The organism is Kitasatospora sp. NPDC053308 (assembly GCF_055585785.1).
Genome location: NZ_JBVJJY010000019.1, coordinates 34,153 through 53,265 on the forward strand (window position 1 = coordinate 34,153; position 19,113 = coordinate 53,265).

16 protein-coding genes are annotated in these 19,113 nt (G+C 74.0%); 3 read left to right on the top strand and 13 right to left on the bottom strand.

Translation table 11 applies throughout. The features are described 5' to 3' along the window. Positions 1-266 precede the first annotated feature (266 nt). A complete protein-coding gene (locus ACZ6Y7_RS30950) occupies positions 267-1,862 on the top strand; it encodes a sensor histidine kinase (RefSeq protein ID WP_465761252.1) in 1,596 nt (531 codons plus the stop codon). Further along, positions 1,862-2,548 carry a response regulator gene (locus ACZ6Y7_RS30955; protein ID WP_465761253.1) on the top strand — a complete coding sequence of 229 codons (687 nt, stop codon included), beginning with the start codon at positions 1,862-1,864 and terminating at the stop codon, positions 2,546-2,548. Before ACZ6Y7_RS30950 ends, ACZ6Y7_RS30955 begins: the two co-directional genes overlap by 1 nt. Before the next feature lie 70 nt (positions 2,549-2,618). On the opposite strand, the gene ACZ6Y7_RS30960 is transcribed toward ACZ6Y7_RS30955, so the two are convergent. The 6 genes from ACZ6Y7_RS30960 to ACZ6Y7_RS30985 all read right to left on the bottom strand — a co-directional run bounded on the left by ACZ6Y7_RS30960 (position 2,619) and on the right by ACZ6Y7_RS30985 (position 9,773). Then, positions 2,619-4,301 (bottom strand): solute symporter family protein, encoded by a 1,683-nt coding sequence (locus tag ACZ6Y7_RS30960; RefSeq protein ID WP_465761254.1) that lies wholly within the window; start codon positions 4,299-4,301, stop codon positions 2,619-2,621. Then, positions 4,298-4,648 carry a DUF485 domain-containing protein gene (locus ACZ6Y7_RS30965; RefSeq protein ID WP_465761255.1) on the bottom strand — a complete coding sequence of 117 codons (351 nt, stop codon included), beginning with the start codon at positions 4,646-4,648 and terminating at the stop codon, positions 4,298-4,300. Before ACZ6Y7_RS30965 ends, ACZ6Y7_RS30960 begins: the two co-directional genes overlap by 4 nt. 449 nt (positions 4,649-5,097) lie before the next feature. Next, positions 5,098-5,793 (bottom strand): response regulator transcription factor, encoded by a 696-nt coding sequence (locus tag ACZ6Y7_RS30970; RefSeq protein ID WP_465761325.1) that lies wholly within the window; start codon positions 5,791-5,793, stop codon positions 5,098-5,100. Then, the gene (locus ACZ6Y7_RS30975) at positions 5,790-6,950 is read right to left on the bottom strand and encodes a sensor histidine kinase (RefSeq protein WP_465761256.1); all 1,161 of its coding nucleotides are present in this window, start codon (positions 6,948-6,950) and stop codon (positions 5,790-5,792) included. The genes ACZ6Y7_RS30970 and ACZ6Y7_RS30975 overlap by 4 nt, the downstream gene beginning before the upstream one ends. 71 nt (positions 6,951-7,021) lie before the next feature. Further along, positions 7,022-7,507: a DUF1453 domain-containing protein gene (locus tag ACZ6Y7_RS30980; protein WP_465761257.1), complete on the bottom strand. Its 486-nt coding sequence runs from the start codon at positions 7,505-7,507 to the stop codon at positions 7,022-7,024. Positions 7,508-7,661: 154 nt separating this feature from the next. Further along, positions 7,662-9,773: a DNA gyrase/topoisomerase IV subunit B gene (locus ACZ6Y7_RS30985; protein ID WP_465761258.1), complete on the bottom strand. Its 2,112-nt coding sequence runs from the start codon at positions 9,771-9,773 to the stop codon at positions 7,662-7,664. A 537-nt stretch (positions 9,774-10,310) separates the two neighbouring features. On the opposite strand from ACZ6Y7_RS30985, the gene ACZ6Y7_RS30990 reads away from it, so the two are divergent. Beyond that, on the top strand, positions 10,311-10,541 hold the full coding sequence (locus ACZ6Y7_RS30990; protein WP_395294126.1) for a DUF7455 domain-containing protein: 231 nt from the start codon (positions 10,311-10,313) through the stop codon (positions 10,539-10,541). Between the two features lie 219 nt (positions 10,542-10,760). Here ACZ6Y7_RS30990 and ACZ6Y7_RS30995 read toward each other — a convergent pair whose 3' ends face one another. The 7 genes from ACZ6Y7_RS30995 to ACZ6Y7_RS31025 all read right to left on the bottom strand — a co-directional run bounded on the left by ACZ6Y7_RS30995 (position 10,761) and on the right by ACZ6Y7_RS31025 (position 18,913). Beyond that, complete coding sequence (locus ACZ6Y7_RS30995; protein WP_465761326.1) at positions 10,761-11,558, bottom strand: S1 family peptidase; 798 nt, start codon at positions 11,556-11,558, stop codon at positions 10,761-10,763. Between the two features lie 294 nt (positions 11,559-11,852). Beyond that, positions 11,853-13,505 (bottom strand): RNA polymerase sigma factor, encoded by a 1,653-nt coding sequence (locus ACZ6Y7_RS31000; protein ID WP_465761259.1) that lies wholly within the window; start codon positions 13,503-13,505, stop codon positions 11,853-11,855. Positions 13,506-13,973: 468 nt separating this feature from the next. Beyond that, positions 13,974-14,906 carry a FadR/GntR family transcriptional regulator gene (locus tag ACZ6Y7_RS31005; RefSeq protein WP_465761260.1) on the bottom strand — a complete coding sequence of 311 codons (933 nt, stop codon included), beginning with the start codon at positions 14,904-14,906 and terminating at the stop codon, positions 13,974-13,976. A 127-nt stretch (positions 14,907-15,033) separates the two neighbouring features. Continuing rightward, the gene (locus tag ACZ6Y7_RS31010; protein WP_465761261.1) at positions 15,034-15,939 is read right to left on the bottom strand and encodes a hypothetical protein; all 906 of its coding nucleotides are present in this window, start codon (positions 15,937-15,939) and stop codon (positions 15,034-15,036) included. Positions 15,940-15,942: 3 nt separating this feature from the next. Next, positions 15,943-17,469: an ATP-binding cassette domain-containing protein gene (locus ACZ6Y7_RS31015; RefSeq protein ID WP_465761262.1), complete on the bottom strand. Its 1,527-nt coding sequence runs from the start codon at positions 17,467-17,469 to the stop codon at positions 15,943-15,945. A gap of 188 nt (positions 17,470-17,657) precedes the next feature. Continuing rightward, positions 17,658-17,978 carry a hypothetical protein gene (locus ACZ6Y7_RS31020; protein ID WP_465761263.1) on the bottom strand — a complete coding sequence of 107 codons (321 nt, stop codon included), beginning with the start codon at positions 17,976-17,978 and terminating at the stop codon, positions 17,658-17,660. Between the two features lie 176 nt (positions 17,979-18,154). Beyond that, positions 18,155-18,913, bottom strand: a complete 759-nt coding sequence (locus ACZ6Y7_RS31025; RefSeq protein WP_402223295.1) for an NUDIX hydrolase — start codon at positions 18,911-18,913, stop codon at positions 18,155-18,157. Between the last annotated feature and the right edge of the window lie 200 nt (positions 18,914-19,113).

A 19,113-nucleotide genomic window follows, 5' to 3' on the forward strand; every position in this document is an offset into this window, starting at 1 on the left:
GGTCTGTGCTTGCCCCGGAAAGGTAGGAGCGGGGCCGGCCCCGGCGGGAGCCTTCTCCGCGTAGTGCGGCTTCTCCGCGTTGAGGGGTGTTCTGCTCGTTTTGCTTCCGCTACAACTGCGGGGACGCGGCTGACAGAAACACGCCGGAAACGTAGGGTGTCCCGACCCCACCCGCGCGTCCCCCCCACCCGCGGGTCCCCCGTCCCCGGCCCCCGGGCCCCACCCTCCACCGTAGAACCGCCCGCAGCCGCCGAGAGGAGGCCCGGATGAAGCTCCCGCACTGGCCCCGCCGGGTCTTCGCCCAGCTGCTGCTGAGCCAGACCGTCGTCACCGTCGGCGTCACCGCCGTGACGGCCGGGCTCTTCCTGGCCCCGGTCAGCAGCGAGCTGGACCACGACGCGATGCAGCGGGCGCTGTCGATCGCCCAGGCCACCGCCACCGACGAGAGCATCGCCCGGGCCGCCGACGCCCGCGACGTGGTGGCGGCGCAGCGCAACGCCGAGCAGATCCGCCTGGCCACCGGCGCCAGCTTCGTGGTGGTCACCGACCTGGACGGGATCCGGCTCTCGCACACCGACCCGGGCCGGATCGGCCAGCGGGTCAGCACCGATCCGGAGCCGGCGCTCAGCGGCCGCAGCGTCACCGCGATCCAGCAGGGCACGCTGGGCCGCACCGCCCGCGGCAAGGTGCCGCTGCGGATGGCGGACGGCCGGATCGTCGGCGAGGTCTCGGTGGGCATCAGCGACGACTCGATCCGCCGCCGACTGCTCAAGATGCTCACCGGGATCCTGCTGTGCGCGGGTGCCGGTCTGGCCGCCGGTACGGTCGCCACGCTGGCCCTCGCCCGTCGGCTCAAGCGCCGCACCCACAACATCGCGCTGGCCGACATCTCGGCGCTGCTGGTGGAGCGGGAGGCGATGCTGCACGGCATCCGCGAAGGCATGGTGGCGCTGGACGAGCGCGGCCGGATCCGGCTGGCCAACGACGAAGCGGTCCGGCTGCTCGGCCTGCCCGAGGACTGCACCGGGCGCCCGATCACCGAGGCCCTGCCCCCGGGCCGGCTGGCCGACGTGCTGACCGGCCGGATCAACGGCGCCGACCTGCCGGCCGTCAGGGACGACCGGGTGCTGGTGGTGAACCGGATGGCGACGGCCGAGGGCGGCGCGGTGGTCACGCTGCGCGACCGCACCGAGCTGGAGTCGCTGGTCCGCGAGCTGGACACCACCCGGAGCCTGACCGAGGCGCTGCGGGCCCAGGACCACGAGCACGCCAACCGGATGCACACCCTGCTGGGCCTGCTGGAGCTGGGCCGGCACGAGCAGGCGGTGGCGTTCATCTCGGAGCAGTCCGGCTCGCACGCCGTGGTGGCCGCCCGGATCGCCGAACAGGTGCAGGACCCGCACGTCGCGGCGCTGCTGGCGGGCAAGACCGCGGTCGCGGGCGAGCGCGGGGTCCGGCTGGCCCTGGCACCGGCGGCGCACCTGCCGGACGCGGTGGTGGACGCGCGGGCCCTGGTGACGGTGCTCGGCAACCTGATCGACAACGCGGTGGACGCGCTCGCGCCGGGCGGGTCCGGGCGGGTGGAGGTGAGCCTGGCCGCGGCCGGCTCCACGCTGCTGCTGCAGGTCGCGGACAGCGGCCCGGGCGTACCGGAGGAGCTGCGCGAGCAGGTCTTCGAGGAGGGGTGGACCAGCAAGGACGCACCCGCGCACCGTCCGCGCGGGCTGGGGCTGGCGATGGTGCGGCGGCTGGTCGAGCGGACCGGCGGCCGGATCGTGCTCGACGCCGGGCCGCTGGGCGGCGCCCGGTTCACCGTCGAACTGCCCGAGGCCCTGCTCACCGACCGGCTCGTGGAGGCGTGATGATCGACGTACTCGTGGTGGACGACGACTTCCGGGTCGCCGACGTGCACGCCGCGTACGTGGCCAAGGTGGCGGGCTTCCGGGTGACCGGCACCGCGCACTCGGCCGGGGAGGCGCTGGCCGCGCTGGAGCGCCGCCCCGTGGACCTGCTGCTGCTCGACCACCACCTGCCCGACGAGACCGGCCTCGCCCTGGTGCGCCGGCTCCGGGACCGCCAGGTGGCCTGCGACGTGATGATGGTGACCGCCGCCCGGGACGTCTCCACGGTGCACGCCGCCATGCAGCACGGCGCGCTGCAGTACCTGGTCAAGCCGTTCACCTTCGCCGGGCTGCGGGAGAAGCTGGTGGCGTACGCGCGACTGCGGCACGCGCTGGCCGCCCCGGCCCGGGAGGCCGGCCAGGACGAGGTGGACCGGCTGTTCGCGACCCTGCGCGGTGCCGGCGCCCCGGCCGGGACGCTGCCCAAGGGCCACTCCGCGCCGACCACCGACCTGGTGCTGGGCGTCCTGCGCCGGGCGGGCCGGCCGCTGTCCGCCCAGGAGGTCGCGGACGCCACCGGGCTGAGCCGCTCCACGGCGCAGCGCTACCTCAAGCAGCTCGAACGGGACAGCCGGCTGCGGCTCACCCTGCGCTACGGCGACACCGGCCGTCCCGAGCACCGCTACGGGCTCGCCGCCCGGGCGTAGGCGCCCGGCCCCCGGACAGGGGGGAACCCCGGCGGCCCCAGGCCCGCCGGGGTTCCCCGGGCGCGACGGCTCAGGCCGCGCCCGCACCGGTGAGGGCACGGACCTCCAGTTCGGCGAAGCGGTCGGCGTCGGCCGGCTCGGGCGAGGTGAGCGTCCCGAGCCAGCCCGCCAGGAAGCCGAGCGGAATGGAGACGATCCCGGGGTTCTCCAGCGGGAACCAGTGGAAGTCGACGCCGGGGAACAGCGCCACCTTGGTGCCCGAGACCACCGGCGAGAAGAACACCAGCACGATCGCCGGGACCAGTCCGCCGTACACCGACCAGACCGCGCCCCGGGCGGTGAACCGCGACCAGAACAGGCTGTACAGCAGCACGGGCAGGTTGGCGGAGGCGGCGACGGCGAAGGCCAGGCCGACCAGGAAGGCGACGTTCAGCTGCTGGGCGAACAGGCTGATCGCGATCGCGGCCGCGCCGATCCCGACGGCGGCGAAACGGGCGACCACCACCTCCTGCTGCTCGCCCGCCTTCTCCTCGGTCGCGCCTCCGCTCCGGCGCCGGCGCGGGCGGCTGCGCCAGGCGCCGGCCCAGATGTCGTGGGCGAAGGCCGCCGAGGAGGCCAGGGTCAGCCCGGCGACCACGGCGAGGATGGTGGCGAAGGCGATCGCCGAGATCAGCGCGAACAGCACCACCCCGCCGGTGCTGCCGTTGCCCCCGCCGAGCACCAGGGCGAGCAGCGGGACGGCCGTGTTCCCGGCCGAGTTGGCGTGCCGCACCTCCGCCGAGCCGACCAGCGCGGTGGCGCCGAGGCCGAGCGCGATGGCCATCAGGTAGAAGCCGCCGACCAGTCCGATCGCCCACATCGTGGAGCGGCGGGCGGCCCGCGCGGTGGGCACGGTGTAGAAGCGCGACAGGATGTGCGGCAGACCGGCGGTGCCCAGCACCAGGGCGAGGCCCAGGCTGAAGAAGTCCAGTCGGCTGGTGAAGGTGGCGCCGTACTTGAGGCCCGGTTCGAGGTAGCGGTGTCCGGCGCCGCTGTGCTGGGCGGCCTGGCGCATCAGCTCGAACACGTCGCCGTGGAAGCGGACCAGCAGCAGCACGGTGAGCAGCACCGAGCCGGAGATCAGCAGGCAGGCCTTGACGATCTGGATCCAGGTGGTGGCCCGCATCCCGCCGATCGTCACGTAGACGATCATCAGCGCGCCGACGGCGATGATGGTCCAGGTCCTGGCCTGGGCGCTGTTGGTGCCGAGCAGCAGCGCGACCAGCGAGCCGGCACCGACCATCTGGGCGACCAGGTAGAGCAGCGTGACGACGACGCTGGCGCCGCCGGCCGCCGCCCGGACCTTGCGGCGGCGCAGCCGCAGCGCGAGCACGTCGGCGAGGGTGTAGCGGCCGGCGTTGCGGACGAGCTCGGCGACCAGCATCAGCACGACCAGCCAAGCGACCAGGAAGCCGATGCTGTACAGCACGCCGTCGTAGCCGTACAGGGCGATCAGCCCGGCGACGCCGAGGAAGGAGGCGGCGGACAGGTAGTCACCGGAGAGGGCGACGCCGTTCTGCAGCGGGGTGAAGTCGCGGCCGGCGGCGTAGAAGTCCACGGCGGCGTTGCCCTGGCGGCCGACCCAGAGCGTGATGCCCAGGGTGACCAGCACGATCACGGCGAACAGCACGATCGCGAGCGAGTGGTGGTCGCCGGTGGGGGCGACGGGCGGCGGGGTGGCGGTGGTCAGCACCGCGGCGGTCCGGTCGGTCATCGCAGCTGGTCCTGGGTGTCCCAGCGCAGGCCCAGGGCGGCGCGGTCGCGCTCGGTCCGGGCGTTGCGGGCGTAGAGCCAGGTGAGCAGGAAGGTGGAGGCGAACTGCAGCAGGCCCAGCAGCCAGGCCACGTTGAGCGGGCCGGCCACCTGGCTGCGCATCAGGCCGGGGGCTGCGGCCTGGGCGGCCACGTACATCAGGTACCAGCCGAGGAAGGCGCCGCTGGTCGGGAAGACGAAGGACCGGTAGCTGCGGCGGATGTCCTGGAAGGCCGCGCTGGCCTGGACCGTCCGGTAGACCTCGGTGCTGTCGGTGGTGCCTCCCGGGCGCGCAGCCGGGACCGGCACCGCTGCCGATGCCGCTGCCCCTGCCGCCGGTGCCGCTGCCCCTGCCGCCGGGGCCGCGGCTGGTGCGACGAGCGGAGCGGGCGGACCGGATGGCGCAGGTGGCGCGACGACCGGCTCGGGCGCGGCGGCCGAGGGGCGGGCGGGTGCGGACGCCGACGCGGCGCCCGGGAGGGAAGCGGATGCGGTACGGCCCTGCCCTGGCTGGCCCGGTACCGCCGTTCGGCGGGGCGCGGCGGCCGGACCGGAGGCGGTGGCGGCAGCCGGAGCGGCCCACCAGTCGAATCGCTGCCCCTGCCCGGGACTGCTCGTCTGCTGCTGTGGCACTGCTGCTCCTGGACGGCCGGACGTTCTGACCCGAACCATGATGGGGGCCCCGGAACAGCCCCTCCGACCATCGCAGATACCTTCACTCGATGAGGTGGTCGATCATCCGACAGGCACTCATCCGACTACTGCTGCGTACCGGTGATTCCGTGCCGGAACGCGTACGCGACCGCCTGGGCCCGGTCCCGGACCGCCGTCTTGGCGAACAGGTTGTTGATGTGCGTCTTCACGGTGGCCTGGCTGACGAACAGCCGCTGGGCGATCTCGGCGTTGGAGAGCCCCTCGGCGATCAGCGCCAGCACCTCCGCCTCCCGGACAGTGAGCCCGTCGGGCAGCTCCCCCGGCCGGACGGCGGGCCGCCGGGCGCCCGGCGGCCCGGACCGGTCCGGCTGCTCCGACAGCCTCTCCAGCAGCCGGAGTTGGACCTGCGGGGAGAGCCCGGCCGCGCCCGCGCGGACGTCCGCGATGGCTTTGGCGATCTCCTCACCGCCGGCGTCCTTGGTGAGGTAGCCGCGCGCCCCGGCCTGCAGCGCCGGGAACAGCGATTCGTCGTCGGCGTAGGTGGTGAGCACCACGACCTCGGTCTCCGGGTGCGCGGCCCTGATCCGCCGGGTCGCCTCCACGCCGTCCACCCGCGGCATCCGCAGGTCCATCAGCACCACGTCCGGGTGATGCCGCTCCACCAGGGCGACGGCCTCCTCGCCGTCCCCGGCCGCACCGACCACCTCGATGCCGGGCAGCAGCCCCAGCAGCATCACGATGCCCTCGCGCACCACCGTCTGGTCGTCCGCCACCAGCACCCTGGTGACCGCCGCCGTCATGCCGGCACCCGCAGCAGCACGCGCCACCCTCCGTCCTCCGGGCCCGCCAGCAGGGTGCCGCCGAGCAGTTCCGCGCGTTCGCGCATCCCCAGCAGACCGTACCCGCTGCCGCTGGCCGCCAGCTCACCGGCGGACTCACCGCGCGGTGCCCGGGTGTTGCGCACCTCCAGCTCCACCACGTCGTCCAGGTAGCGCAGTTCGACCGAGCACCGGGCGCCCGGAGCGTGCTTGCGGACGTTGGTCACCGCCTCCTGCGCGGTGCGCCGAACCGCCAACGCGGCCTCGGCGGCCAGCGGTCGGGGCGTACCGGTGACGGTGAGCGGGGCGCGTTCCCGGCCGGTCAGCTCCACCAGGAACTCCCCGACCGGGGTGAACTCGCCGCGCAGCGCGGACAGCGCCTGCCGGGTCTCGGCGAGCCCGTCCTGCGCCATCCGCCGGGCGGCGACGACCCGTTCGCGGATCTGCTCGCGGTCGGTGCCCCGCTCCAGCATCAGCCGGGCCGCCTCCAGGTGGACCAGCTGCGCGGAGAGGCTGTGCGCGAGCACGTCGTGGATCTCCCGGGCGATCCTGGCGCGTTCGGCGAGCGCCGCGCTCTCCGCCTCGGCCGCCCGGGCGGCCCGCTCCTGGACCAGCAGCCGGCGGGCGGTGCCGCGCGCCTCGATGTCCAGCCGCAGCAGGAAGCCGACCAGGACGGAACCCCCGAGGGTGGCGGAGACGCTGAGCCAGCTCGCCGGGGAGGCCGCCGTGTACGAGCCCAGCGCGGCCGCGGCGGCGAGCGCGGCGGGCGCGGGCGGCAGCCGGATCAGCACGGTGACGGCCAGCCCGATCCACAGGAAGTCGGCCAGCGTGTAGGCCAGCCCCCAGTTGGCGAGCCACGCGCCGCCGACCAGGGCGGCGGACAGCAGGTAGCAGGCCGCCGGGTGCTGCTCCCGGGTCGCGCGCAGGTACAGCGCGCAGAGCCCGACGGTCGCGACCAGCCCCGCGACCGCGGCCGCCGCCGCCCAGCCGGCGTACTTGCCGCCGGAGAAGGTCCCCCAGCCGACGGCGACCAGCAGGACGGCCCGGCCGAACACGGTGAGGACCCGCCGCGGCCGGCTCTCGGCCTCGCGCTCCAGCCCCTCCCGGGACGGCCAGCGGGTCCAGTACCACCCGGCCACGGGTGCCTCCTCGGTGCTCACGGCGGCCCAGGGCTCACCGGTGGTGGATCGCTGCGGTCCGTCGCCGGGGGTCACCGCACCGCGGCGGTCCGGCCGGCGGGCTCCAGCATCCGGGCCCGCCAGTTCACCACGAGGGAGCGAACCAGCAGCATGACCGCCATGCCCAGCATCAGCGAGCTGCCCGACTGGTGGACGTGCAGCGCCGAGCCGATCCCGTACAGGCCGACCCGGACGGCGATCATCCCACCCCAGGCGGCCATGGTGGCCTTGGTGCCCTTGGCCAGCACGGCGCCGTCGGCGTCCCGCCAGAGCCGGACGGTCCAGCCCCACACCGAGCCCATGGCGAGGGCGGTGACCAGTCCGGCGGCCAGCAGGGCCACCGAGAGTCCGGTGTGCCGGTGGTCGATGATCTGCGGGTCGCGCAGCGCGAGCGCGCCCAGGATCAGCGGCAGCAGCCAGAAGCGGCGCTCGGTGTCCAGTCGCTGGACGCGCATCTGGCGCTGGACCACCACGACCACCACCACGGCGATCACGAGGAGGTTGGCGAGGGCGCTCATGGGGATCTCCGTCCCGACGGAAGGCTTCTGCTGGCCTCTCCGACGCTACGGACCGCGGCGTTCCCGCTGATCGGAGCCGGGGTGGACCACGGGTGGAAACGAAGGAGCGCGGGCCCTCCACCCGTGGGTGGAGGGCCCGCGCGGACGGCCGGTGTCAGGCGTCGATGCGGGAGCGGTCCAGGGTGGCCGCCGAGTCCACGATGAACTCCTTGCGCGGGGCGACGTCGTTGCCCATCAGCAGGTCGAAGATCTTCTCGGCCTGCTCCAGGTCGCCGAGGTTGATCCGGCGCAGCGTGCGGTGGCGCGGGTCCATGGTGGTCTCGGCCAGCTGGTCGGCGTCCATCTCGCCCAGGCCCTTGTAGCGCTGCACCGGGTCCTTCCAGCGCATCCCCTTGCGCTGGAACTCCAGCAGGGTGGAGCGCAGTTCCGCGTCGGAGTAGGTGTAGTGGTACTTCTCCTGGCCGCGCTTGGGGTTGGTGAGCTCGATCCGGTGCAGCGGCGGGACGGCGGCGAAGACCCTCCCCTGCTCGACCATCGGCCGCATGTAGCGGTGGAAGAGGGTGAGCAGCAGGGTGCGGATGTGCGAGCCGTCGACGTCGGCGTCGGCCATGAAGATGACGCGGCCGTAGCGGGCCTGGTCGATGTCGAAGGTGCGGCCCGAACCGGCCCCTATCACCTGGATGATCGCGGCGCACTCGGCGTTCTTGAGCATGTCGCTCACCGAGGCCTTCTGCACGTTGAGGATCTTGCCGCGGATCGGCAGCAGCGCCTGGAACTCGGAGTTGCGGGCGAGCTTGGCGGTGCCGAGCGCGGAGTCCCCCTCGACGATGAACAGTTCGCTGCGGTCGACGTCGTCGCTGCGGCAGTCCGCCAGCTTGGCGGGCAGCGAGCTGGTCTCCAGCGCCGTCTTCCGGCGCTGGGCCTCCTTGTGCTGACGGGCGGCGACGCGGGTGCGGGCGGCCGCGACGACCTTCTCGAGCACGGCCCGCGCCTGCAGCTTCTCGTCCTTCTTGGCCGAGGTGAGGAAGGCCTTGAGCTCCTTGGCGACGACGGCCGCGACGATCCGGTTGGCCGCCGAGGTGCCGAGCACCTCCTTGGTCTGGCCCTCGAACTGCGGCTCGGCGAGCCGGACGGTGACGACGGCGGTGAGGCCCTCGGTGGCGTCGTCCTTGGTGATGTCGTCCTCGGCGACGCGCAGCAGCTTGCTCGCCCGCAGCGCCTCGTTGACGGTCTTGGCCAGCGAGCGTTCGAAGCCGGTGACGTGGGTGCCGCCCTTGGGGGTGGCGATGATGTTGACGAAGGAGCGCAGGGTGGTGTCGTATCCGGCGCCCCAGCGCAGCGCGATGTCCACGCCGAGGTGGCGGGTGACCTCGGTGGGCGTCATGTGGCCGAGCTCGTCCAGGACCGGCACGGTCTCCTTGAAGGTGCCCTCCCCGCGCAGCCGCAGCACGTCGCAGACCGGCTTGTCGGGCGCCAGGAACTCGCAGAACTCGGCGATGCCGCCGTCGTAGCGGAAGACCGTTTCCTCGATCTGCTCGCTCTCGGTGAGCCGTTCGTCACGCACGACGATGGTCAGGCCGGGGACGAGGAAGGCGGTCTGGCGGGCGCGGCTGTGCAGCGTCTCCAGCGAGAGCTTGGCGTCCTTGAGGAAGATCTGCCGGTCCGCCCAGTAGCGGATCCGGGTGCCGGTCCGGGTCTTCGGCACCTTGCGGACCTTGGTCAGGCCGTTGGCGGGCTCGAAGGGAGCGTCCGGGCTGGTCTCGGTGAAGATGCCGGGGGTGCCGCGGCGGAAGCTGATCGCGTGGGTGTGGCCGCTGCGGTCGACCTCGACGTCCAGCCGGGCGGAGAGCGCGTTGACGACCGAGGCGCCGACGCCGTGCAGACCGCCGGAGGCCGCGTAGGAGCCGCCGCCGAACTTTCCGCCGGCGTGCAGCTTGGTCATCACGACCTCGACGCCGGACAGGCCGGTCTTGGGCTCGACGTCCACCGGGATGCCGCGCCCGTTGTCCCGCACCTCGACCGAGGCGTCCGGGTGCAGCACGACCTCGATGCGGTCGCAGTAGCCGCCGAGCGCCTCGTCGACGGAGTTGTCGATGATCTCCCAGAGGCAGTGCATCAGGCCGCGGCTGTCGGTCGAACCGATGTACATGCCGGGGCGCTTGCGGACCGCCTCCAGCCCCTCCAGGACGAGCAGGTGCCGCGCGGTGTAGTTGGAACCGTCGTCGCCGGCCAGCAGCGCGGACGGCACGGTCGTTTCGGCACTCACGCGGCACTCTCCTCGGTGAAGTCTGTCTCATCGGTCACTTCCGGACGGATCCGGATCAAACGCCAGTGCAGCACGCCGCACCGACAGCCGTCGCCCTGCGTGCTCGCACCCCTCCGCCGGGTGCGCAGCACGAGGGGCAGGTCCCGCGCAGCTTGTACGCGCTGCGCGAACAAGCACCGCGCCCGGGTGCGGGCCCCGGGGGCACCATCTCCTCCCGGTAGCACCGGTCCTGGCGGATCGTGGGGCCCGGCGCAGGCTCCGGAACTGCCGTTATGCAGGCTACCGGGGCCCGGGACGGGGCTTATGCTCCAACCTGGCAGAGGATTATGCTACGCGGACCTCGAACCCGATCCCGATCGGGCGTTCGAGCCGGGGGCGGATCCCGGGATTCGGCACGCATGAACCACCGGCGCCCGGGGCACGTCCTCATCAACACAGCAGAATCCTCAGAGAAGAAAAGCCACGAGCGGGAACGTTTTCGGCCTGGTTGGATGTTGACCCTGGTACGACAGCTCGTCGAGCTAGAGAAGAGGCGACGTGACTACTGTTCTGACACCTGCGAGCCCGCTGACCGCGGCTGACCGCTGCGACCGCTGCGGCGCCCAGGCCTACCTGCGCGTCGTACTCGCCAGCGGCGGAGAGCTCCTCTTCTGCGCCCACCACGGCCGGAAGTTCGAACCCGAGCTCAAGAAGATCGCCGTGGAGATACAGGACGAGAGCGGCCGGCTCACCAGCACCACCGCGACGGCCGCCGACGACGAGCGCTGATCCCGGGCGCCACCACCAGCGTCGAGCTGTGTCCGGTCGCGCACCGGGCGCGACCGGGGAGCCGGGCGACCAGCCCCTTCGAGGGCCGGTCGCCCGGCTTCGTCGTTCTCCGGACGGTTCCCCCGCGTTCGGCCGGGCCGGCCGCAGCGGCCCCGACGCGGCGTCAGGACGCGACCGCGGCACCACGGAGCGCGACGCTCACGGCGGGTGCTCCCGCCCTCACAGCACCGAGCGCACCGCGTCCGCGACCGAGGACACCCGCGTGTAGACGCCCGGGTGCGCCGCCTCGGCGCACCCCGTCCCCCAGGACACCAGGCCGACCAGGCGGCCGCCGACGATCAGCGGACCACCGCTGTCGCCCTGGCAGGCGTCCTTGCCGCCCTTCTCCTCGCCCGCGCAGACCATGCCCCGGGCGTCGAACTTGCCGTCCTGCCCGCCCGGGTAGGCGTGCGCACAGGTCTGGTCCGGGATCATCGACACGTCCACCCCGCGCAGCACGGGCGAGTAGTCCCCACGCCCGCTGGTGTCGCCCCAGCCGTACACCTGCGCCGTGTTCCCGGCCGCGTACGGCGCCGTCTCGCCCTGCCCGACCAGCTCGACCACCGGCCGAGAGCCCTGGGACTCACCGAGGGTGAGCACCGCGACGTCGTTCATGTTGGCGGCGAAGGAGTAGTCGGGGTGGATCCAGACCGACCGCACCGCCACCTCCCGGCCGGAGGTACCGCGCATGTCGTCCCGGCCGACGATCACCCTGAGGCCCGGCCGGTCCACTCGACCCTTGGCCTCGTCGTAGAAGCAGTGCGCGGCCGTGACCACCTTGGTCGGGCTGACCAGCGCGCCCCCGCAGAACTGGCCGGACCGGCCGCTGCCGAACTGCTGGCGGCTGGCGAGTGCCACGATCCACGGGTGGTCGGCGGTGCTCACGGCGCTGCCGCCGACCACCCGGCGCTGCGCCGCGGCCGGCGCCGCCGTCCCGAAGGCGACCAGCGGAACGGGTGCGGCGGCGAGCAGCGCCAGGACGGCGGCCCGGCGGCGGCGGTTCGCCCGGGCGACGGCCGGGTCCGTCCGGGACTCGGCGGGGATCGGCAGGTCAGTGCGGTCCGGGTCGGTCGGCACCGTGACTCCAGAAGGCTCGGCAGCAGGCAACCGGCACAGCGTAGGTGATCGGCTACACTGCGCGACCACTTCCCGCCGCGCCGCCACCCGGACGAGCGACAACCGCCACCCGGACGCTGACGCGCCCGGGCCCGAACAGCCGCGAAGGCCCGGAGCCGTACGGCTCCGGGCCTTCGCCACGACGATCGCTGTCGATCAGTCCAGGTAGTCGCGCAGCACCTGGGAACGCGACGGGTGCCGCAGCTTCGACATGGTCTTCGACTCGATCTGGCGGATGCGCTCACGGGTGACCCCGTACACCTTGCCGATCTCGTCGAGCGTCTTCGGCTGGCCGTCGGTCAGGCCGAAGCGCATCGAGACCACGCCCGCCTCGCGCTCGGACAGGGTGTCCAGCACGGAGTGCAGCTGCTCCTGGAGCAGGGTGAAGGAGACCGCGTCGGCCGGGACGACCGCCTCGGAGTCCTCGATCAGGTCACCGAACTCGCTGTCGCCGTCCTCGCCCAGCGGGGTGTGCAGCGAGATCGGCTCGCGACCGTACTTCTGGACCTCGATGACCTTCTCGGGGGTCATGTCGAGTTCCTTGGCCAGCTCCTCCGGGGTGGGCTCGCGGCCCAGGTCCTGGAGCATCTGGCGCTGGACACGGGCCAGCTTGTTGATTACCTCGACCATGTGCACCGGGATGCGGATGGTGCGGGCCTGGTCGGCCATGGCGCGGGTGATCGCCTGACGGATCCACCAGGTGGCGTAGGTCGAGAACTTGTAGCCCTTGGTGTAGTCGAACTTCTCGACCGCGCGGATCAGACCCAGGTTGCCCTCCTGGATCAGGTCCAGGAAGAGCATGCCGCGGCCGGTGTAGCGCTTGGCCAGCGAGACCACCAGGCGGAGGTTGGCCTCCAGCAGGTGGTTCTTGGCCCGGCGGCCGTCCTCGGCGATGATCTCCAGCTCGCGCTTGAGCTTGGGGGCGAGCTTGTCGGCGGCCGAGAGCTTGTCCTCGGCGAACAGGCCGGCCTCGATGCGCTTGGCGAGCTCGACCTCCTGCTCGGCGTTGAGCAGCGGGACCTTGCCGATCTGCTTCAGGTAGTCCTTGACCGGGTCGGCGGTGGCACCGGCGACGGCGACCTGCTGGGCCGGCGCGTCGTCCTCGTCGTCGTCGGAGAGGACGAAGCCCTCCGACTCCTCCTCCGGGCCCTCGGCCTCGGCCTTGTCGCCCGGCAGCGCCACGTCCTCGAGCAGCTCCTCCTCGCCGAGCAGCTCCTCCTCGCCGCCCTTGGCGGCCTTGGCGGTGGCGGTCTTCTTGGCGGCGGCCTTCTTGGCGGGCGCGGCGGTCTTCTTGGCCGCGGCCTTCTTGGCCGGGGCGGCCTTCTTCGCCGCGACCGCCTTCACCTCGGTGACGACGGCGGCCGTCTCCTCGACGGTGATCTCGGCGGAGACGGTGGGAGCCGGGGCCGCGGCGGCGGCCGCGACGGCCGGAGCCGCGACGGGGGCGCCCGGGGCGATCCGCACGGGCGGCTTGGTCGGGGCCGACGGGGCGGCCGGGGTCCGGGTGGTGACAGCCTTGGTGGCGGTGCGCTTGGCGGGGCTCTTGGCAGCAACGCTCTTGCGCTTGGCGCCGGCCGGTTCGGCCGCGCTGACCATGAGGTCCACCCCCTCCTCAATCAGCACCTGGTTGAGGCTGCGCATGACGTTCTTCCACTTGGTGACCGGGATCTGGTCCGCCTCGAACGCCTGGCGCACGTCGTCACCGGCGATCTGCCCCTGGGCCTTGCCCCGCTCGATGAGCGCCAGCAGAGCCGCGGACTCGGCGATCTCGGGGGGAAGCGAACGGGATGTGCTGGCCGACACGAACAACCTCTCGGACGATGAGTGGACTCGAACCCGTACCGGCCGCCCGAGAGGGCGGGGAAAGAGATCGCGCGTCGGGCGCGCGGTGTCGATTCCGACCGACTCGGGCTTGAGGACTGGGTTTGCAGGACGGCAGCAGCGCCGCGGACCAACACAGCATTCTGACATGTTGGAGTATTCCGGAGCTGCTCCCGCTCAGGACACATCGCTGCTACTCGTCAAGTGTTACGCATGGCGTTCGTGTCGCGGGTCACACCACTCGGCGCCCGCGGCCACGGGCCGGATTCCATCATCGCGCAGTGGCGGGCAGGTCGTTGTCATGATCAGGGCATCCGTCGGAGCCGGCGCGCCCGCTCCCCCGGCGGACCGTCCGCATGCGGAGGCCCCCCGGCTGCGCCGCGCGGTGCGGCCGGAGGGCCCGGGCGGAGCGGGCCACCTGGACCCGGCGCCTCCGCTCGTCGGAGAACAGCCCGCTCAGTGCTCCCGGGGAGCGGGGACGGAGGGCTCGATCTCGGGGTGGACGGTGAGCAGCGCCCGCATCGCGACCTCGCCCGCGGCGCCGTCGCCGGCTCCCAGGGCGTCGACCAGCCGGGCGTGCAGGCTGACGGAGGACTCGGAGGGCCGCTCGCAGGAGATCGCCGGGCCGCCCGAGACCTGCAGGGCGCAGGCGACGATCCCGGACAGGTGCTCCAGCATCCGGTTGCCGGCCATCTGCAGGACCAGGCCGTGCAGCTCGACGTCCGCCCGGGTGTAGGTGGAGAGGTCGGCCTGGGCGGCGGCGTGGCCCATGATCTCGACCAGCTCGACCAGCCGCTGCTGGACGTCCTCCCGGCCGTGACCGGCGGCCAGCCGGGCGGCCAGCGGCTCGATCGCCCAGCGGAGCTCGAACAGCTCCCGGCGCTGCTCGTCGCGCTGCGGGCCGAAGGCGCGCCACTCGATGATGTCCGGGTCCAGCAGGTTCCAGTCGCCGACCGGGCGGACCCGGGTCCCGACGTTCGGCCGGGCGCTGACCAGGCCCTTGGCCTCCAGCACGCGCAGCGACTCGCGGACGACGGTCCGGGAGACCTCGAAGCGCTGGCCGATCTCCTCCGGCACCAGCGGACGGTCGGCGCCGAGGTCGCCGGAGACGATCATCTGGCCGAGCTGCTGGACCAGCTGGCCGTGCAGGCCGCGGCCGCGGCTGCTGGTGGTCTTGCGGCCGACCCGGCCGATGTCGGACTCGGCGCCCTCCCAGCGGGGCGCGGGCGGGGTCGGCCGGTCGGCGTACGAGAAGCGGTCCAGATCGCCGGAACCGTGGATGGGCCCATCGGCGGAACGGGCGGGGGTCATGGGGGGGTGCGCAAGGGTACTCACGCCTCCTTTGTCGGCGATCGGCAGGCGCGGCTTGAGAATTCTCGTGAAAAGCACACGAAAGGGTGATCGACCGTGACTGGATAATTGACTTCTTATCAGGAAGAACCGCTCATTACGGTCACTGCTGGTCGATCTTGGTACTTCGGGCAGCGCCTGCCCCGACCGCCCGCCGCGGCGGGCCCTACAGCGTCCGGCGGCGGGCCTGGACGAGCAGGGCGGCGAGCAGCAGGACGGCCGCGGGGGCCGCGACCGCCGCGAGCAGCACCGGGTCCGTCAGCGCCACGCTCCCGGCCGCCGCCCCGTGCGCTCCGCCGTACACCCAGCCGTAGGCCCACTCGATGCCGGACTGGAACGGCAGCAGTTCGGCCGCGCGCACCGGCCACGGTCGGCCGGTCCGGCGCAGCAGCAGGGCGACACCGGACTCCAGCACCGGCGGCAGCGCGCACAGCAGCAGCACCCCGGCCGCGGCGCTGCGGGTCAGCGCGGCGGTCAGCACCCCGGTCCAGGCGGCCACGACCGTCAGCAGGACGAACGCCAGCAGGGCGGCCGGCACCCCGTGGCCGGCCACCAGCCCGAGCGGGGCGAAGCCGCCCGGCAGGTCGGACAGCCCGGACAGCCCGGCGCCGGTCACCGCCGCCGAGACCCGGGCCGACAGCGCGGCGGGCTCCGCCCAGGCCGCGACCGTCACCCCGTGCGGCAGCGCGAGGTGCACGGCCGCCGTGTCCAGCACCAGGGTGGCCAGCGCCAGCAGCGCCCCGACCGGGCCGACCACCAGCAGCTTGGCCAGCAGCAACCGCACCCGGCGCGGGTAGGACACCAGCGAGGCCGGCAACCCGGGGTGGCGCACCTCGTGGCCGTAGGAGAGCGCGCCCAGCACGCCGGCGCCGAGGGCGGCGAACGGCAGCGGGATGAGCGGGACGGCGGCGGTCAGCAGCCGTACCCCGGCGGCGGCGCCCAGCGGGCCGTCCGGGGTCTGGCTCGCCAGGACGGCGGCCACCGTCGCGTCGCCGAGCAGGACGGCGGCCAGCAGCAGCAAGGTGGAACGCAGGCCGCGCAGCCGGCGCAGCTCGTAGGCCAGGTCACGCACGGTTCACTCGCTCCGGTGGTCGTCGGGGGTGGCGGGGGCCGGGGCGGCGGTCGCGCCCGAGGTGAGGCGGCGGAGGCGGACGGTGTCGTCGGTGAGCAGGTCGGCGGTCTCCCGGCGGCCCGGGGGTTCGGGCCGGAGCGACTCCGCCGCCGGGGCCGGGTCGTCGCGGAACAGCCGGTCGACGGCGACGGTGGGCGCCGGCTCGGCGGGCCCGGCGTGCTCGGCGGGCCCGGCGGTCCCGGCGCGCTCGCCGGTCGGGCCGGATCGGGCGGAGCCGGCCCCGCGTGTGGGCGCGGCCAGGACGGGGAGGGGCGCCGCGACCACGGCGACGGGCAGGGCACGGGTCGGCAGGGACGCGTCGTCCTGGGGGCGTGGCACCCGGCGCTGCCGGGTGGTGACTTCGGAGTCGGGATCGACGGCCGGCTCACCGCTGGCCGAGTCGGCGGGTTCGACGACGGGTTCCGTGGTGGAGGGTTCCGTGGCAGCGGGTTCCACGGCGGAGGGTTCCGCGGCAGCGGGGCGGGCGGGCCCGGGGACATGGGGGGAGACCGTTCCGGTGTCCGCTTCGGCGCTCGGTGCGGGGCCCGGTCCGGCGTCCGCCACCGGGCGGAGCAGCAGCCCGCCGGAGCGGCCCGAGGGGGTCGGCAGAACGGCCCGGGGTACCGGCTGCTCGACCACCCGGTCGGCCAGTTCGTGCAGCAGGATCCCGTGCCGGTACGCGAGTTCGCCGATCTCGGTGCGGTCGATCCCGGCCACCGCGAGGCCCACGTTGCCGTCCCGGCGGACCTCGGCGCCCTGAGCGACCAGCAGGTCCGCCAGCCGCGCCATCTGCGGCCCCCGGACGGCGACTTCGGGGCTGAGCCTGGTCCGGCGGAACTCCGCGACCGGCTGGTCGGCCACCAGTCGGCCGCGGTCCAGGGTGACGACCCGGTCCGCGAGCTGCGAGGCCTCCTGCGGGGTGCGGGCGGTCACCAGCACCGTGCCCCCGGCGACCCCGAACGAACGCAGGAAGGAGTGGAACCACTCGACGTTGCGCGGCGACAGCCCCTCGGTCGGCGCGTCCAGCAGCAGCGTGCCAGGGTCGCCGAGCAGGGCGGCGGCCAGCGCCAGCCGACGGTGCATGCCGGGTGAGAAGGTGCGCAGCCGCTGCTCGGCGACGGGTGCCAACCGGGTCTGCTCCAGCAGTTCGTCGGCCCGCCGGGTCGGCACGCCCACGGCTGCGGCGAGCATCCGCAGATGGCCGCGCGCCCTGCGGCCCGGGTGCCCGGCCGCGCCCTCGCCCGGGCCCGGGAGCAGCACGCCGACCTCGCGCTCGGGACGGCGCAGCCGGCGGTACGGGCGCCCGCCGAAGAGTGTGACGCCCTGGCCGCGTTCGAGGTCGACCATCAGCCGCAGCGCGGTGGACTTGCCCGCGCCCTCGGCGCCGAGCAGCACGGTCACCATGCCCGGCCGGGCGTCGAAGGTGAGGTCCAGTAGCGCGGGCGGGGCGCCCTTGCGGTAGACCCTGGTCAGTCCGGTGATCTGGATCATCGCTGGCTGCTCCCGTGCCCTCGGCCGACCTGCTCGACGCGGAGCGCCCCTGTCGGGCGGGCCTGCGCCCGGACGGCTCCGCGCCAGCACATTAGGGGGCGGTGAGGGCTATTCCGGGCATTGCGGGAACGGCGCGGGCCCGCCTGCTGCCCACCTCACCCGATCAGGGGACAATCCGATCCTGCGATTCACGGGACCGGCCGTTCCGGGGCGGTGAGCACAGCCCCCGGCGCGCTACGGCCGCCGCGATCAAGCGGGCGGCCGGGGCAGCGGCGGGAGCCCTCGCCTCGGCGTACCGCCCGGAACCCGTCGGCTGCGGCCCGGCCCTCGACCGCACGCTGCCCCGGCCGCTCGTGCTCGGCCGCCGGCCGCTCCTGCCCGGCGGCGACCGACTCGGGCGCGGTCGGCTCCTTCTCCGTGGCGGTGGTGGTCGCGTCGAGGCTCCGATGGTCGGCGGCCAGAGCCTCGACGAGGAGTGTGCGGTGCGCGCGGTCTTTGCGGGCCGTCACGGGGCTCCTGCGGGCCGGAAGGGATCGGCCCGGCGGCCGAAGCGTCCACCGGCACTCTGCGCCGCCCCCGCCGCCGGTCCGTTCGGCCGCGCGAGGCGGGCGACGCCACGCGGCGCGCGGCAGCGCCGTGCGAGTGCGGCGCGCCGGGTGCGACCCCGGGCCCGTCCGGCGGGGTCTCAGGACTCCGGGCGGAGCATCGGCGGGTTGAGGACGGTCGCGCCTCCGGCGGTGAACAGCTGCGCCGGGCGGCCACCCTGACGGGTCGTCGTGCCGCCGGAGGGCAGCAGGAAGCCCGGGGTGCCGGTGACCTTGCGGTGGAAGTTCCGCGGGTCCAGCACCACGCCCCAGACCGCCTCGTAGACCCGGCGCAGCTCGCCGACGGTGAACTCGGTCGGACAGAAGGCGGTCGCGAGGGAGGAGTACTCGATCTTGGACCGGGCGCGCTCCACACCGTCGGCGAGGATCAGACCGTGGTCGAAGGCGAGCGGGACGCCGTCGGCCGGGTTGTCGCCGAGGAGTTCGCCGACCGGCGCCCAGCGGGCGCTGCTGGCGTCGCCGCCGGCCCGGGGGGTCGGCAGATCGGGGGCGAGCACCAGGTAGGCGACGCTGACCACCCGCATCCGGGGGTCGCGCTGGGGATGGCCGTAGGTGGCGAGCTGCTCCAGGTGCGCTCCGGCCGCGCCGGGGCCGACCGCCTCGTGGCCGGGCGCCGAGTGCGCGCGCAGGCCGGTCTCCTCGGCCAGCTCACGGGAGGCGGCCTCGGCCAGTCCCTCGTCCGGGCGGACGAACCCCCCGGGCAGGGCCCAATACCCCTGGAACGGCGGCTCGCCCCGTCTGACCAGGAGGGCGCAGAGCGAGTGGTCGCGCACCGTCAGCACCACCAGGTCAACCGTGACGGCGAACGGCGGGAAGGCGGACGGATCGTAACGCGACATGGCGACGATCATAGTCGTCTCTCTGACGATAAGCACAGGCCTTGCGCAGGGGCGGGCGCGAGCCCGGTGACCCGCCCGCCCGGCACGGTTCGCGCACGGGCGGGCCCGGGGCCCGGGCCCCCTGCCGTCGGCGGGGGTGCCGCCGGCGCGGCGGGGGTGCCACCAGACCGGCGGGGGTGCCACCAGACCGGCGGGGGTGC

What these genes read in the sequence shown, in the direction of transcription:
- ACZ6Y7_RS31025 (WP_402223295.1), bottom strand. Translation starts at nt 18,913, where the DNA reads ATGTCGCGTTACGATCCGTCCGCCTTCCCGCCGTTCGCCGTCACGGTT.
- ACZ6Y7_RS30955 (WP_465761253.1), top strand. Translation starts at nt 1,862, where the DNA reads ATGATCGACGTACTCGTGGTGGACGACGACTTCCGGGTCGCCGACGTG.
- ACZ6Y7_RS30970 (WP_465761325.1), bottom strand. Translation starts at nt 5,793, where the DNA reads ATGACGGCGGCGGTCACCAGGGTGCTGGTGGCGGACGACCAGACGGTG.
- ACZ6Y7_RS30980 (WP_465761257.1), bottom strand. Translation starts at nt 7,507, where the DNA reads ATGAGCGCCCTCGCCAACCTCCTCGTGATCGCCGTGGTGGTGGTCGTG.
- ACZ6Y7_RS30960 (WP_465761254.1), bottom strand. Translation starts at nt 4,301, where the DNA reads ATGACCGACCGGACCGCCGCGGTGCTGACCACCGCCACCCCGCCGCCC.
- ACZ6Y7_RS30950 (WP_465761252.1), top strand. Translation starts at nt 267, where the DNA reads ATGAAGCTCCCGCACTGGCCCCGCCGGGTCTTCGCCCAGCTGCTGCTG.
- ACZ6Y7_RS31015 (WP_465761262.1), bottom strand. Translation starts at nt 17,469, where the DNA reads ATGATCCAGATCACCGGACTGACCAGGGTCTACCGCAAGGGCGCCCCG.